General features: G+C 44.7%; 12 protein-coding genes. 1 reads left to right on the forward strand and 11 read right to left on the reverse strand.

What is annotated here, in order from left to right:
* Positions 1-76: 76 nt before the first annotated feature.
* The 3 genes from I2D56_RS08015 to I2D56_RS08025 all read right to left on the reverse strand — a co-directional run bounded on the left by I2D56_RS08015 (position 77) and on the right by I2D56_RS08025 (position 4,137).
* The gene (locus I2D56_RS08015) at positions 77-1,723 is read right to left on the reverse strand and encodes a hypothetical protein (RefSeq protein ID WP_023027014.1); all 1,647 of its coding nucleotides are present in this window, start codon (positions 1,721-1,723) and stop codon (positions 77-79) included.
* Entirely contained in the window at positions 1,713-2,456 is a 744-nt protein-coding gene (locus tag I2D56_RS08020; protein WP_023027015.1) for an ABC transporter ATP-binding protein, read from the reverse strand. Before I2D56_RS08020 ends, I2D56_RS08015 begins: the two co-directional genes overlap by 11 nt.
* Positions 2,457-2,562: 106 nt before the next feature.
* Positions 2,563-4,137 carry a M20/M25/M40 family metallo-hydrolase gene (locus tag I2D56_RS08025; RefSeq protein WP_195348354.1) on the reverse strand — a complete coding sequence of 525 codons (1,575 nt, stop codon included), beginning with the start codon at positions 4,135-4,137 and terminating at the stop codon, positions 2,563-2,565.
* Between the two features lie 444 nt (positions 4,138-4,581).
* On the opposite strand from I2D56_RS08025, the gene I2D56_RS08030 reads away from it, so the two are divergent.
* Positions 4,582-6,033, forward strand: coding sequence for an alpha-amylase (locus I2D56_RS08030; RefSeq protein WP_195348313.1), 1,452 nt, complete (start codon positions 4,582-4,584; stop codon positions 6,031-6,033).
* A gap of 307 nt (positions 6,034-6,340) precedes the next feature.
* Here I2D56_RS08030 and trxA read toward each other — a convergent pair whose 3' ends face one another.
* From trxA to trpD, 8 genes are all read right to left on the reverse strand, one after another.
* Positions 6,341-6,655, reverse strand: coding sequence for a thioredoxin (gene trxA / locus I2D56_RS08035; RefSeq protein ID WP_006595996.1), 315 nt, complete (start codon positions 6,653-6,655; stop codon positions 6,341-6,343).
* A 94-nt stretch (positions 6,656-6,749) separates the two neighbouring features.
* Entirely contained in the window at positions 6,750-9,821 is a 3,072-nt protein-coding gene (locus tag I2D56_RS08040; RefSeq protein WP_195348314.1) for a CocE/NonD family hydrolase, read from the reverse strand.
* Positions 9,822-9,934: 113 nt separating this feature from the next.
* Positions 9,935-11,935, reverse strand: a complete 2,001-nt coding sequence (locus I2D56_RS08045; RefSeq protein WP_023027020.1) for a peptide ABC transporter substrate-binding protein — start codon at positions 11,933-11,935, stop codon at positions 9,935-9,937.
* A 109-nt stretch (positions 11,936-12,044) separates the two neighbouring features.
* Complete coding sequence (gene trpA / locus I2D56_RS08050; RefSeq protein WP_195348315.1) at positions 12,045-12,830, reverse strand: tryptophan synthase subunit alpha; 786 nt, start codon at positions 12,828-12,830, stop codon at positions 12,045-12,047.
* 2 nt (positions 12,831-12,832) lie between these two features.
* A complete protein-coding gene (gene trpB, locus I2D56_RS08055) occupies positions 12,833-14,035 on the reverse strand; it encodes a tryptophan synthase subunit beta (RefSeq protein ID WP_023027022.1) in 1,203 nt (400 codons plus the stop codon).
* Positions 14,032-14,613, reverse strand: coding sequence for a phosphoribosylanthranilate isomerase (locus I2D56_RS08060; RefSeq protein ID WP_195348316.1), 582 nt, complete (start codon positions 14,611-14,613; stop codon positions 14,032-14,034). Before I2D56_RS08060 ends, trpB begins: the two co-directional genes overlap by 4 nt.
* Entirely contained in the window at positions 14,600-15,367 is a 768-nt protein-coding gene (gene trpC / locus I2D56_RS08065) for an indole-3-glycerol phosphate synthase TrpC (protein ID WP_195348317.1), read from the reverse strand. Before trpC ends, I2D56_RS08060 begins: the two co-directional genes overlap by 14 nt.
* Positions 15,364-16,368 (reverse strand): anthranilate phosphoribosyltransferase, encoded by a 1,005-nt coding sequence (gene trpD / locus I2D56_RS08070; RefSeq protein WP_195348318.1) that lies wholly within the window; start codon positions 16,366-16,368, stop codon positions 15,364-15,366. The genes trpC and trpD overlap by 4 nt, the downstream gene beginning before the upstream one ends.
* Positions 16,369-16,406 lie beyond the last annotated feature (38 nt).

Below are 16,406 nucleotides of genomic sequence, written 5' to 3' on the forward strand. Positions count from 1 at the left end.
CCCTACTCAACTGTGCGGAGGTGGGACGACGAAATCGAATTCTAACGAATGACCGATTTCTGTCCCACTCTCTTTTTTATTCACCAATTTCTTGGTTAAATTTGTAGAAAGTATTCTTATAAATGAGATACGTCGCAAGAGCTCCAATACCCGCTATGAGAAGATAAATCACACTAGCAAGCAAGGTGGTGAAAGCTACAGCGGATAGATAGAAAGTAAAGCCTATCAGGACGAGCATAACGATAATAAAGACGAATATCAACAATCCTCTCAAGGCAGCATTTCCTCTATTACGGTTCATCAAATCCGTTACAGTCGACCAATTGGTCGTTAAGAGCTTGTAGTCTCGTCGAAAAGCGATCACACTCAAACTCAAACTGGTCAAAAACCAAATCAAAAGCATAGCTAGAAGAGAGAGGGGATGGACCCCAAAGTAGCTGGACACCCCTACTAATAGCACAATCGGCAAAGCAGACTGAACGGAAAAGAGAATCCAAAACTTCTTCAAACAATAGCGTTTAAAATCAATCGGAAGGGCACGAAGATAAGCGAAATTTTCCCGCTCCAAGGAGATTCCGATACTGGTCAAGCTTTCTACAGAGTTGAAAACTCCGATCATGAAAGCGATAAGAGACAAAGGAAGTAAATATTGGGGCGTGAGGTAGTTTTCAATTTGAAGGGAAGCTCGCGATGCCCCTAAAAACAAGCCAAAGGTAAAAAGATAAGGAAAGATCGCCATCATAAAGATGACCTGCGTCAGCAAGGTACCATCACTTAGAAGCCGTTTATGATAGGAAACGGTAAAGCGATGGAAGGCCTTTTGATCTCCTACCTTCATCTGGCTCACCCGCTCCTTGACTGCATGGCTGGAAGAGACCTCAAGGGCAGCATCATAGAAATGAGGCAAGACCTGACTTTTGACCAGCCAAAGGAGGACTGCTAGAACCAATATCCAAGCCAACATCCCAAGCAGAGCACCTGAATCCAAAGGATTCAAGATAAAGGTATGAAAGACCTCTATCGGAGGAAAAATACTCGGTTGAGTGACCAAATCACCAGCCACCGAGTGCTCTGACTGGAGCATATTGATATAGAGATAAGCTCCAATGGAGATAAGACTACTCAAGCCAATGATGACGTTAGACACCAAACTCGTGTGCTTCTTAAAGACAGCTGATTTGGTAATCAGGTGAGATAAGAACAAGGTGCCCAAGAAGAGGATAGAGAGGAGAATCATGGCACAAAGAAGGCCAAGAAAGAGCCCCACTAGGATATTTCCCCCTGCTTGGATAGGAAGAATGATAAAATAACTGACCATTGGAAGCAGGGCCATCAAGAGCACTAAAATGACTGAAATACTCTTTCCTGCAATGACTTCTGCATCCGAAAAAGCATAGGGACGGTAAAATTGCAAATCCTTGCTCTCGTAAAAGACATTGTAAAAACTCATCAAGCCCTGGGAAATCGTCAAGAGCCCAAAGAGCGTAATCATATTGACAAAAGGACCAGGGCTAGAGACGAAATCATTGGCACTCGAGAGAATCCCAAAAAGGAAAAGATAAAGGAGACCAATAAAAATATAGGTCCGAATGGACTGGGCGGAAACATTCACCTTCCTAGTCGGATTCTTTTCCTGCTTCTTACGAAATTTCGCTAATTGTGCGGGCTGAGTAGCATAGATGATGTTGACATCCACTAGGCGACGAACCATCTTAAGACGCATCTGGACTCACCTCTTCTCTTCGACCAGCCAGTCCAAGATAGATGGACTCTAGGCTTTGTTCTGGGTGTTGCCCCTTCAGTTCCTCAATGGTTCCATAAAAGATGAGGTTCCCCTTCTTCAGGATGGCAATCTTATCACAGAGTTGCTCTGCCACTTCGAGGACATGGGTTGAGAAGATGACGGTATTCCCCTTATCTGCATGTTCCCGCATCATCTGTTTCAGGTCGTAGGAGGCTTGTGGATCCAAACCAGTCATCGGCTCATCTAGAACCCAGATGTCTGGATCAGATAGGAGAGCTCCGATAACAAAGACCTTCTGGCGCATCCCATGAGAGAAAGACTCAATGACCTCATATCGATGACTTGTAAAGTCAAAAAGGTTCAGCAAATGTTCCAAACGCTCATCACATTCCTGCTGACTCATATCATAGGAAGTGGCAACCAACTCCCAAAATTCATTGGCTGTCAAACGTAGAAAGAGATCTGGCGAATCGGCTACGTAACCAATTTTCTTTTTGATTTCTAATCGATTGCTGTAGAGATCCTTCCCATCGACTAGAATGCTGCCTGTCGTCGGTGTGATGACACTGACCAAGCTCTTAATGGTCGTTGATTTTCCGGCACCATTATGGCCAATCAAGCCGACAATTTGCCCATCTTCAATGGTCAAATTCAAGTGGTTTAATGCCAGATGCCCATCGTAATCCTTTGTGACTCCTTGAAATTCAATCATAGATTCTCCTTCTTCTATCCCACTTCCCTGATGAAAGAAAACGGTTTACTTGTTTTGCCAATATTTTATTCCATTTTTCCTCTTTTGTCAATGGAAAACTCAAGTATTAAAGTAATTCATCAAAGCGGTAGAGAAGGCCAAATAGATAACTAGGAATGGTATCTAGGAGGTCCTCCCTAAAGACCCGCTCCCCTCTTTGGTGGAGTTCCTTGCCCCAAGGCCCTAAATTGACCGCAGGCACTTGAATCTGTGCAATGTTTGCAAGATCCAACTCGTAAACTTGAGAGGGACTAGCTAAACTATCCAATACGACTTGATAGCTTTCTAGCTCTCTCTCCAAGGCACAATAACTGGTGTCGCAAATGCCCATGAAGTACTCTTCCACCTTCAGTGACAAGCCCCTGCTTGCTAAATAGTAGCGATAATCATCTATTAGGTTATCAATTTTTAGACTGGTATTCGGTAAATACCGACAATTCATAGAAGGGTAATAAGGTGGAGCAAAGCCAATAACCACCAGAGGATTTTTCTCACTCAAAAACTCTAAGAAACTTTGAATCTGCTGGATGGCAATGGTCTGATAGCTGACTCCTGATAAGAAATCTTGATAGGCTCTTTGCTCACACTGCTCTTGAAAGCTTAAAAATCCTTCCTTCTTTTGGCAACCATCCAGCAATTCTTGATAGCTGATGACTATTGGCTGAGAGATCAGATGTTCTTGCCCTGCTTGGTCCTGAAGGGACAGGTATTTGACATAAAATTGATCAACCGCTTCCTGGCTCAACTCTTTGATGCGTTGCAACAATTCTTGAGGGGTCTTTTTCAGATGCAGAACGCTGAAATAGCCGGCAGCATGGAGGACAGTCGACACGTCATATTGATCCTTCAAATCCCTCAGATAAGACCAAGAAGGAAGGGGAGACCGCTCACCCAGAGCATGATCAGATAAGTCTGGGTGAAGGTCCAATTTTGATGCAACTGCTATTAGGAGAGAGAGGGCGTTGATTCCTTTGAGGGGCTCCTTCATATGAGACAAAACTCCTTGGACGACAACGACTGGCATCAGCTTGCCAACCGTTCCGATATGAAGAACTTTCTCCTTGTCACTCCCTGCTTCAAAGGGCTCTGAATCCACTGCTAACACATAGTCCAAGTCAAACTCATCTTTTAACTGACAGAGTAGACCCAAGGCTCCTCTCATCCCACGAGAATAGGACTCCTCGTCTCCCACGGATAGATAAAGCAGATTTACCTGGCCCCCATCAGGATCTGAGGCATAGGCTTCTAGGACTCCTAGCTGGAGTGCTAAGGCTGCCTTCATGTCACAAGAACCTCGTCCGAATTGCCATTGGCCAGAATTTAGGTCCTCCTGCATTTCTGAACGAAAATCAATGCCCTTCAAGGCTTGAACCAGTGCCTCAGAATCCAAAGCTATTGGTGCTAGAGGACCGTAATCTTCTAGATCTACCGTATCATGGTGGTGAAAAAGAATCACTGTTTTTTTCTTTCCCTTATCGACCAAAGCCCAGTTGACACTACGATGAAGATGGTCATTAGGAAGAGGGTAGCGACCAAAGTGATGGGGGTGACTCTTTAAATATGGAATAGCCCCAATTCGTCGGTCTAAATAGTCTTCCATCTCCCTTTCTGTCTCGGTATTGGTAAAGCTAGGAATTGCCATGGCTTCTTGAAATATAGTGGCAATTTGTTCTTGGAAATCTTCTATGGATCTCAATGGAGGCCTCCTTTTAATGATAATAGCTATCTCTACTAGAAAGAGTCTATATTACCTCTATTCTAGGACCTTCAACCTGCTTTCAAACAGGATCACAACTTAACTTACAGCAGGGAAAGCTCTCTGTACTTTCCTTCCTGTAAATCAAATGATGGAGACACTTTTTCAACTAGCAAAGCCTTCTTAGACAGATTGAGCGAACTTGAATAAAAATAAAAAAATAGTTCCTATTCATGGGGCCAAATCCCTCTCTCTGATCCATACAAGACCTATCTTTTTACCCATTTATACACTATGAAATAAAGACAGCGCTTTCGAGAGCATAAACCTTTGCCCTATCCTTTCATTTTTGGTAAAATAAGGCATTAATTCACGAAAGATGAGAAACAAATGGAAAATCAAGCCTTAATGCAATATTTTGAATGGTACTTACCTTCGGATGGTCAACACTGGTCCCGCTTAGCTGCAGATGCTCCTCACCTAGCAGACTTGGGTATTCGTAAAATTTGGATGCCTCCTGCTTTTAAAGCCACTTCTGCCAATGATGTCGGCTACGGCGTCTATGACCTCTTTGACCTTGGGGAATTCGACCAAAAAGGGACTGTTCGGACCAAATATGGTTTCAAAGAGGACTACTTGCAAGCCATCCAAGCCTTAAAAGAAGCTGGAATCCAACCCATGGCCGATGTCGTTCTCAACCATAAAGCAGCTGCCGATGGTTTAGAAACATTTGAAGTAGTCGAAGTGGACCCTAACGATCGGACCATCGTCTTGACAGAGCCTTTTACGATCAAAGGTTGGACAAAATTTACCTTTGATGGTCGAAATGGGGCCTACAATGACTTCCACTGGCATTGGTACCACTTTACTGGTACCGATTACGATGCTTCCCGCAATAAGAGTGGGATTTACCAGATTCAAGGGGAAAACAAAGGTTGGGCACAAGACTACCTCGTTGATAGTGAGAACGGAAACTACGATTACCTCATGTACGCCGATATCGACTTTAAACACCCCGAAGTGATCGAAAACCTCAATCAATGGGCAGAATGGTTTATTGAAACAACTGGGGTTCAAGGCTTTCGTCTAGACGCTGTTAAACACATCGACTCCTTCTTCATGAAGAACTTCATCCAACAAATTACGGACAAATATGGAGAAGATTTCTATGTATTTGGTGAGTTTTGGAATGGGGATGAACAAAGCAACAATGACTACCTAGCCAGCATTGACTACAAGTTTGACTTAGTGGACGTTGCCCTCCACCAAAATCTCTTTAGAGCTAGCCAAGAAGGGGAAAACTTTGATTTAACGACTATTTTCAATGGTACACTTGCAAGTAATCATCCAGAAAGTGCGGTAACCTTTGTCGATAATCACGATACCCAAAGAGGACAAGCCCTTGAGTCCACAGTTGGTGAATGGTTCAAGCCTGCTGCTTACGCCCTCATTCTCCTCCGCGAGGCTGGTCTCCCATGTGTCTTTTATGGAGACTACTACGGGATTTCAGGTGAGTTTGCCCAGCAAGATTTCCAAGCGGAGCTTGATCAACTCCTTCGTATCCGCAAAGACTTAGCCTACGGTGAACAAAGAGACTACTTTGACGATCCTAACTGTATTGGTTGGACCCGCTCTGGAACTGAAGAGACTGCTCCTATCGCCTGCGTCATTTCAAATGCTGCTTCATCCGCAAAACGGATGGAAATCGGCCAAGCCTATGCAGGACGGACTTACCACGACGCTTTAGGAAATTACCAAGATACCATCCAAATTGAAGAAGACGGTTGGGCTGATTTCCCAGTCTCAGACCGCTCCGTCAGCGTATGGGTTTTAGCAGACTAACTAGAAAATGAGATTGACTAAAGAGGCTGGGACAAAAGTTCTAGCCTTTTAATTGTCTTTGGATTGTCGAGCAAGACGCAGTGGTTGAGTGGGACGACGAAATCGAATTCTAACGAATGACCGATTTCTGTCCCACTCTCTTTCTTATATTTTATAGCAAACTACAGGTTCATTCTAACACCTTAGGAAAGCGCTGTCAATTCTTTATCTGATTCTGTTAACAACTTCATGAAAGAAAAAACTCGCTCACTTCCTCAGTTGGAAATGAACGAGTTTAATCATCTAACAAGCAAGGGCTTCTTTTCTGTTAGCTTAATTCTGCAACAATCGCTTTGAGTTGTTCTTTGGTATGAACACCAGCGACTTGTTTCACCACTTGGCCATCTTTCTTGAATAAGAGAGTTGGGATGGACATGATGCCGAAGTTGCGAGCAGTGTTTGGATTTTCATCCACATCCATCTTAAAGATTTTCAAGTCATCTTCATGGATTTCTTCTGCCAGCTGTTCTAAGATTGGTGCCTGCATCCGGCAAGGACCACACCAAGTTGCCCAGAAGTCGACCAAGACCAAACCTTGGCTCGTTTCTTGTTCAAATGTTGCATCTGTTAGTACGTGTACCATAGTTCCTCCTTTGATCAGTGATTGTCACTAATCTCTCATTGATAGTTCTATTCTACACCAAAATTCAAGTTTTTAGAAATATTTGCTACGTTCCTCAGCCTTGGGACTCCTCTTTCTTTTTCTTCCAGAAAAGAAGGCTAGACAAGAAGAGGGTACCTAAACCATAGAATCCCATCCATTCCTCTGCGCTACCTGTTTGAGGAAGCTGACCTGCTTTTTCTTGTGCTGGAGTTGCTTCTTTAACCGTCTCAGAGACAAATCTTTGTCCATAAGCAACAGATAGAGCCTCTGGTTTTGCCGTTTCTTTCTCAGCTGTTTTGACGAGAGGAAGTAGACTTGGACTAGCAGGAATTTCTGGTTTTCCATATTTTTCAGGCTCTGGAAGGACTGGCAAATTGTATTCTTCGATAGAATGAATGGCTGGTTCTACTAATTTTGCTCCTTGAATCTCAGGAAGGGCAGCATATGCTGTATCAGCCGCGTTCGGAAGATAAGAGGCTACCTGGGAACGAGTCCCTTCTACGATCGGAATAGTCGCACGGATCGAATCTGTCTTGAAGGTCACTTCATAAGGATTCTCAACGGTTAAGTCTGATGGATCATAAGTATTGAAGACTAGGGCTAGCTTGTGTCCTTTTTTAACCGTATAAAGGTTTGGTTGGAGATGGACCGTATAGTCGTGGAATTCTCCAATTTTTGGCTCGATGCTATTTCTTGAGCTAGCTGAATCATAGCCAGACTCAGGGTTGGCCAGGTTGATCCAACCTTTTGCGATGACCTTATACTTGGTCTTGATGGTTTCGAATTCAGCCACAGAAAGGTTGCTTAAATTGCTACCCATCCAGAAGCCATCTGCTTTTTTATCCGCCTTAACCCCACCGTTGCCGACCACATCAAATTCTTCATCCGATACGTCGACTAAAAGAGCATTGATTTGGAAGTTCTTTCCTTTCCCCTTAGCCAGGGCTGCCTTGAAGTGTACAGGGATATGTCCTTTGATAGTCGTGTCTTCTGTCACTTCCGATACGAAGGTCATGTTGGCTTTTGAAGAACCTTGGCTCACGGTTTCATCACGCTTGGCAACTTCGACACCAGCTCCAGCATAATCGCTCGAAATGGTTTCTTCCAAGCGTTTCGACTGCGCATTGAGGAAGAGGCGCTGCGTGGTCTTCCAATTATCATAAGTGGTCCACTTGCTTGGATCATAGTTATTTTGCGCCAAGACAGCTGGTAAATTTTCGACGTGATTGTCCACTCCATATAGGTAATGGGTCAACCAGGTATTGAGCAGGTCATAGAAATCTTGGCCATTAGCCTGAATACCATACCCACGAGACATGGCTGCTGGATAGACGTGGTCTCCTTGGTGGAGATAGAGTTTGACATTTTGCCCTGCCTTCTTAAGGGCATCGTACATGAGCTCAAAGTGTTTGGTCTTAACATTGTCATCATTCAAGCCATGAACCAGGAGGGCACTGGTCTTGAATTTTTCAGGATTGAGGGTATAATCCCGTTCCTTCCAGACATCGCTATAATTGCGTTCATGTGCATTTTGATCCTTATTGAGCTGGTTGATGTAGTTGGCATAATTTTGCCAAATGCCTGCCCAGTCTTTTTCATCTAGGATCCGAGTACCGACATAGAGGGACAACCAAGATAAATCACTATATGGTGGGTTCCCATAAGCTGTTCCTTGACTATTGAAATAGTCATACCAAGAAGCAATCCCAGCAGCTGGTACGATGGTCTTCAAACCTTCGACTCCTGTACCTGCGACACCAAAGGTCGTGGTTCCAGCCCAGGATAGACCGGTCATGGCGACATTTCCTGTAGCCCAATCTGCCTTGATTTCGACATTGCTAGTCTTATCTGTGTAGGCCTTGCGCTTGCCATTGACCCACTCGATAATATTCTTGAAGGCATTGATTTCGAGATCAGACCCTGTCGTATTGAACCCTTCTGATCCCTTGGTTCCTAGACCAGCACTGGAGATAAAGGCATAGCCTCTGACCAAGAAATAGTCATACCAGTTTAAATTTTCGTAGTCATAGATATACTCGTAGGGACTATAGTAATACCAATCAGAAGCCTTGGCTTTCTTGGCTGCTTCGACTGTCGAAGAGCTTCCGACTGCCTGGCGTTTAGCTGGTTGCTCCCGCAATTTCTTCATATCATAAGAACCATCTGTCGGCAAGCCCAAGCTTTCAAGGGTCACAGAGTTCTCATCCAAGGTTCCTGCTACATATGGACGCGCTTCGAGAATGGTCGCCGCCTTAAAGTCTCCCCTGGCCACAGCCTTAGGTAACTGCACAATGGCCTTGACTAAGTCAGGCTTGCCATCCCCATCTGTATCATAATCGGTCTCTACATAGACCGGGAAGCGAACAATTTCGCTATCCTCATAGTGATAGTCTTCATCTGCTTTTTCCCCTGTAGTATAAGGGAAGATGGGTTGAGCCCGCCCATTCAAAAAGAGAGGAGCTTTCTTTTCAGAGCGATAGGCATCATAGAGCTTTTTAGCAATACTGTACATATTGGTCAGCTCTTCCTGACTGACCTTACGACTCAAGTCCTCATGGCTACTAATCATTCCCAGACTTTTAGCAAATCGTTCCCGATCTGCGGTCGATTGACCAGCCTGCTTGGGATCCTTCGCAGCCCACTGAAGCAATTCATCAACGGCATCTTGAACGGTTAATTCCTTGTCCTTGAGTTCACTATTTGCCAAGCTACCTGTATAAGAAGTTAAGGCTTGTCCTGTTGCTGGAGAAGTTGCTCCTGTCGAAGCTGCAGGGCTAGCTTTGTCACCTGTTCCCTGAGGTGCCTGTGGGATGCTTGTTTTTTCAACAATCGTAAGAGGCTTGTCTTGACCAACTTGCTTGTCGACCTTCTCCATCTCTGCTGGATCCTTTGGATTCCCTATCACTGGTTCAGAAGTCGCTACTTCATTTTTTTGATCCACACTTGGGACTGATGCAGTCTGATCCGCTTGAGATTGGGAAGCTGCTCCTTCAGAAGTTACAGGCTCAGGAGCCACCTGAGTCACGACTTCTTTCGTTGGAGAAAGCTCTGGTAGATTCTCATCTGCTGCCACCACTTGATTTAAGATAAAGGGAGCTAGCAGGAGGCTAGAAGCCACCATCGACACCATTGTTTTCTTTTTCATAAAAGAGACCTCGCTATTTTGTAATCAATATAGCTATTATACTATGTAAGCGCTTTTATATCAAATTCTTTTTAACAAAAAAATCGAGGCGAACTGCCTCGATTAATTCATGCTTATTTCACATGGTTTTTTAATTCTTCTTGAGCTTTTTGGTTAGACTCTGCTTGCTCTTTCTTCCATTTTTCAAGAGCTTTGTTGTAGTCTTCGGTTGTTACAGCCTTGTCTTGAAGTTCCATACCTTTATAGACAACGTTGTCTTTCCCTTTACCACCGGTCCAGCCAAATGGTGCTGAAAATGGTACAACACGAGTCAAGAATGGACGACCAGTCTTAGATGTTGTTGGGATGACCAAAGCACTATCTGTCAACCAAGCTTGAGCTGCAGCATATTTCTCATAACGTTTGTTAAGGTCTTGTGTTTCAGCTCCTGCTTCTGTTACCATCTTCTCAAAGTCGTACAAACCAACTTTCTTAGCTGCCTCATTGTTTTCGCTTGGGTCAAATCCAAGGAAGGTACGAGTGTTTTCACCAGAAGATGCTTTCAAGATATCAAGGTAAGTTGATGGGTCTTGATAGTCAGGGCTCCATCCAACGTTATCTGAGATATCCCAGTCTTCGTCTTCTGCTTTTGCAGCAAAGAGCGTTACGTTCAAGAGGTCTTCTTTGGATACCATATGGATGTCGACAACGACGTTTTCTTTTCCAAGCGTACTTTCAACCGATTGTTTGAAGGATTGAGCACGTTGAACCTTAGATTGAGTCGTTTGGTCTACTGGCATATCCAAGTGGATTGGGAATTTCACACCATCTGCTTCAAGTGCAGATTTAGCTTTCGCAAACTCTTCTTTGGCTTGTTTTGCGTTGTAAAGACCATTTTGACCATCGTCAAGATTTGCATCTTTCCACTCGTCTCCATAAGTCACCAACTCAGATTTAACCATCTCACCGAAGGACTTGCCATCTGCTTGAACGAATGTAGGTGGGATGTACAAGTTACGGATCAGTTTGCTTGCTCCATCTTTACCATTTGCTTGGGCAGCATAGGCTTCACGGTCAAAGGCAAAGCTGATTGATTGACGGAAGTCCTTGTTCAAGAGAGCTTTCTTAGTAGATGATTTTTCTTCATCTGTTGTTTTTGATGTGTACTTGTATGACTGACGATCGATGTTGACACCGATAACGAAGGTGCTGGCATCTTGAGGAGTGTAGATGATTTCATCTTTAAACTTCTTAGCTTGGTCAGTAAATCCAGGTCCAGTTGGGAACAATTTAGCAAGGCTAAGAGCGTTGTCCTCAAATGAGTTGGCCAATTTACTTTGGTCTTGACCATCATAGTATTCTAGCTTAACATCTGTGATGTGAACATTGTCTTTATCCCAGTAGTTTTCATTCTTGCTCATCTCGATAGATGATTTAGAAGTGAAGCTCTTCAAGATGTAAGGACCATTGTAAAGAAGAGAGCTAGTGTCACTTGCTTGGGCAAATTTATCCCCTTTAGATTCTACGAATTTCTCATTGATAGGGAAGGTGATCCCAAGAGTCAACTTAGAATTCCAGAAAGGCTCTGCCTGGTTCAAAGTGATTTGAAGGGTATGATCATCGACTGCTTTAATGCCAACATTTGAGAAATCAGAGGTCTTTCCTTCAACATAATCATTCAAGCCCTTGATGGAATTTTGAATGATGTAGAGCATTTCAGACTTGTGGTCAGCGGCATATTTGATCCCTGCAACGAAGTCATCAGCTGTCACGTCCGCATACTCTTCCCCTTCTGAATCATACCATTTAGCATCATCACGAAGTTTGTAAGTATAAGTCAAGCCATCTTCTGAAACTGTCCAATCTTTAGCAAGTGAAGGAATCAAATTTCCATACTTGTCGTTTTCAAACAATCCATCAATCAAGTTTCCTGTGATTTCGTGGGTTGCAGCTTTACCAGATGTGATGTAGTTCAAGTTTTCAGGTTCTGTCTCATAGACGTATGAGAATTTTTGACCTGCTTCACTTGATTTTGAGCTAGAGCTAGATGATTTAGAACCACCAGAACATGCTGCAAGAATACCTGCTGAAAGAAGAGCTACTCCTGCAAGAGCAATGACATTTCTTTTTTTCATTGTTTACTCCTAATAAATTTTTAAGGTTGTCCTAAGATTATACCACAAAGATTTTCAGAAGAGAAGTAATTTTCTGAAAATTTATTAAATTTTGTAATTTTTCTTATCCTTAGCATTTATTAAAGTGGGAACCATAGTCTACAAAGTCCTTGACATCGCTGGTTTTGCCCTCATGAAGGTCCCGAACAATTTTCGATCCGACGATGACACCATCAGATACCTGATTAAAGCGGTCGATATCTTCCTTAGTGGAGACTCCAAAACCTGTCAGTACTGGAATAGTGGCCAAGTCTCTCAAGGTCGCCAAGTGCTGATCCAAGTCATCCCGGTAGTTGCCCATTTTCCCAGTTACCCCATTAATGGCTACCGCATAGATAAAGCCTTCTGCTTCTTGGATCAAAGTCTTCTGGCGTTCGATACCAGTGGTCAAGCTGACCAAGGGAACGAGGGCAACGTCACTCTCTTTCAAGTAAGGGGCTATCATATCCGCATGTTCGTTTGGCAGATCCGGAATGATCAAACCTTTGACTGAAGTAGAGGCTAACTCTTTTATAAAGGCTTCTATCCCATATTGGTAGACCGGATTGATATAGGTCATGATGACGAGAGGAATCTTGGTCTCTTGCTCTTGGAGTTTTTTTACAATAGCTGTTAAGGTCACGCCCTTGGCTAAACTGCGTTGCCCAGCCATTTCGATGACCGGCCCATCTGCTACAGGATCAGACCAAGGAATCCCCACTTCAATAGCCGATGCTCCACTTTCTTCCAAGAGCTGAATAGTATCAAAGAGGCCATCGAGTCCCTTCTCATGATCCCCCGCCATGATGTAAGGGACGAAGATCCCACGCTTGCTGTCTTTAATGGCTTGTAAATGCTCTGTTAGTGTTTTCGTCATTTCTACTTCCCTTCTGCTTCAAACCGTTCTTTGACCTGCATGACATCCTTGTCTCCACGACCAGATAGGCAGATGATCAGCGTTTGGTCTGGAGTCATTTCTGCTGCGACTTTTTGCGCTAGAGCGATAGCATGACTGGACTCCAAGGCTGGGATAATCCCTTCCAAACGTGAAAGCAACTGAAATCCTTCTAGAGCTTCTTCATCCGTGATCGCATCATAGGTTGCCCGGCCAATTTCATTGAAATAGCAATGCTCTGGACCCACACCAGGATAATCCAAACCAGCAGAGATGGAGAAAGCTTCCATGATCTGTCCATGGGCATCTTGAAGCACTTCCATCAAGGCTCCGTGAAGGATACCAGGACGACCTTTGGCAAAGGTCGCTGCGTGTTTGTCCGTATCCAAACCAAGACCGGATGCTTCTGCTCCGTACATCGCTACAGATTCATCTTCTACGAAGGGATAGAACATGCCAATGGCATTGGAACCTCCACCGATACAAGCTAGGACCGCGTCAGGAAGCTTTCCACCTGAGACCTCTGCAAACTGACGTTTCGCTTCCTTACCAATAACAGATTGAAAATCTCGAACAATCTCTGGGAAGGGAGCTGGTCCGAGGGCAGATCCCATGATGTAATGGGTATCATCAATCCCAGCTACCCATGCACGAAGGGCCGCATTGACCGCATCTTTCAGCACGCGCGATCCGTCTGTTACACTATGAACTTTTGCTCCCAAGAGCTCCATCCGAAAGACATTGAGGGCTTGGCGTTTGACATCTTCCTCCCCCATGTAGATGGTACACTCCATCTCGAAGAGAGCCGCAGCCGTCGCAGTCGCTACCCCGTGTTGACCAGCCCCTGTCTCTGCGATGATTTTCTTCTTGCCCATCCGTTTAGCCAGCAAGACCTGACCAAGGGCATTGTTAATCTTGTGAGCCCCTGTGTGGTTGAGGTCTTCCCTTTTCAGATAGATTTGTGCTCCACCGATGTGCTTGGAAAGACTTTTGGCATGGTAAAGTGGAGTCTCCCGTCCCACATAATTCTTGAGCAAGTCATCCAATTCTGCTTGAAAGCTTGGATCTGCTTTGGCTTCTCTATAAGCCTTATCGAGTTCAATCACGGCTGTCATCAGGGTTTCTGGAACAAACTGTCCTCCAAATTTTCCATAAAATCCTTTTTCATCCGGTAGTTGATAGTTCATGCTTTCGCTCCTTCTATAAATGCTTTTATCTTTTCTATATCTTTGCGACCGTCCGTTTCGACCCCCGAGGATACATCTACTGCATATGGCTGAAAGGTCTCTCTAGCTTGGCGGACATTGTCCTCTGTCAAGCCCCCTGCTATAAAGAAGTCCTGCTGGATCTTCTGATCTTTCAGCAAGCCCCAATCAAAGGTTTGACCACTCCCAGCTACTGGTGCATCAAAGAGCAGATAATCTGCCTGGCTGCTTACTTGGGCTTCCTGATCACTGAGCTGGATCGCTCGAATGACGGGAACTGAAATCATTGGCATCAGCGCTTCATCAAAAGCCCCATGAATCTGAACCATGTCTAAGGGAACCCGACTAATCGCTTGCTCCAAGTCCTCTAGACTCGGTGAGACAAAGACTCCGACAATTTTGGTCTTGCCAGTCACCCGTTTTGCCAATTCCTGGGCTTGCTCTAGACTGACTTGTCGTTTGCTCGCAGCGAACACAAAACCGATATAGTCTGCGTCTGCTAGGACAGCTGTCTCCACTGCTTCCACTGTAGACAGGCCACATATTTTAACCTTTGTCAATTTGTAACTCCTTGACCTTTTCTGCTACATCCCCTGCTGTCATGAGAGCAGTCCCTACTAAAATCCCATTAAAGTAGGGAGCAACAAGGCTTGCATCTGCTCCATTAAAAATAGCGGACTCAGATATATAAACGGGCCGGTCTTTGAAATGCGTAGACAATTCAAGACTGGTATTCAGATCCGTTTCAAAGGTGACGAGGTTCCGGTTGTTGACCCCGATGATGTCAGCCCCGATCCGATGGGCTATTTCGAGCTCAGGTAAGTTATGGGTTTCTACAAGAACCTCCAAACCAAGCCCCGTCGCAAAGTCATAGAGTTCTTTGAGCCGGGCTTCTGGTAGGGCTGCGACTATCAAGAGAATGACTGTAGCTCCCGCATTGCGAGAGCGGACAATTTGTTTCTCATCAATGATAAAATCTTTGGCCAAAGTTGGAATCGTCACCTGGGAAGAAATCTCACGAAGGTAGTCTAGATCCCCCTTAAAGAAGACTTGGTCCGTCAATACCGAGATCATGGCAGCCCCATTTTCTTCATAGGTCTTAGCTTGGGCAACAATATCCACATCCAGATTGATATCCCCCATACTAGGACTGGCTTTCTTCACCTCGGCGATGATCTGTAAGTGCTCTTGATGGCTCTTGAGAAAATCATAGAGACGGTAGGTCTGACGGAGAGGTTGGAGGTCTTCCATGACCATTTGAGCCACTTCTTTTTCTTTTTGTTCTAGGATCGTTGGTAGAAAGGCTTTACTCATACTTGAACCTCTTGTAAGTGTTGCAATTTAGCAAGGGCAGAACCATCCGCTATCAATTGACGTGCCAACTCTACACCTTCTTTGATCGTTGCGACTTTTCCATTGGCAAAGAAGCCAAGACCAGCGTTGAGAACCGTCGTCTCCAGATAAGGGCTGGCTTCATTCTTCAAGACACTGAGGAGAATCGCAGCATTTTCCTTGGCATCACCACCTGTAATTTCGGACAGCTCCACCTTGTCCATCCCCAGCTCTTCATAGGTAAAGCTATGCTGGCTAATGTTCCCATCTTCTAGTAGGGTGTAGGTATTGGTCCCATAAAGGGCCGCTTCGTCCATATTGTCAGGACCTGTGATAACCACTGCACGTTTGCGTCCCAACTGCTGGATGGCACGCGCGACAATCTCTTGCAATTCGACACGGTAGAGTCCCATGAGTTGGGTTTCAAGATCCAGTGGATTGGCAAGAGGACCGACCAGGTTCATAATGGTTGGAATCCCCATAGCTTGACGAGCAGGACCAATAAAACGCATAGCCGGATGCATGGTTTGCGCAAAGATAAAGGCCAAACCAACCTCGTCCAAGGCTTTAGAGAGAGTCTCTGGCGAGGCAGCAACGTTGATGCCCAGCGCTTCAAGGACATCTGCAGAGCCTGACTTAGAAGAAACAGAGCGATTGCCGGCCTTGGCCATGCGGATCCCTCCAGCAGCCAAAACGAAGCAAACAGTCGTCGAAATGTTAAAGCTATAGGATTGGTCACCACCAGTCCCACAGTTACACATGGCATCTGAGAAGGTCTCTGGCAATACCGTCGCATGGGCCTTTAAGGCGCGTACAATTCCGGTAATTTCGTCTGCTGTTTCTCCCTTGGTTTTGAGTCCCATCAAAAAGGCAGCGATTTGACTTTCTGATAGTTGGTTTTGCAAGATTTGATCAAAGACTTCTTGGACCTGCTCTTGCGTCAAGTCTTGGCGATTAGAGATTTGTAAGAATAGTTCTTTCATAAGGGTTTCCTCTTGTTTTTTCTATACGTTTCAATAGA

This window comes from Streptococcus australis (assembly GCF_015553625.1).
Lineage (GTDB): Bacteria > Bacillota > Bacilli > Lactobacillales > Streptococcaceae > Streptococcus > Streptococcus australis_B.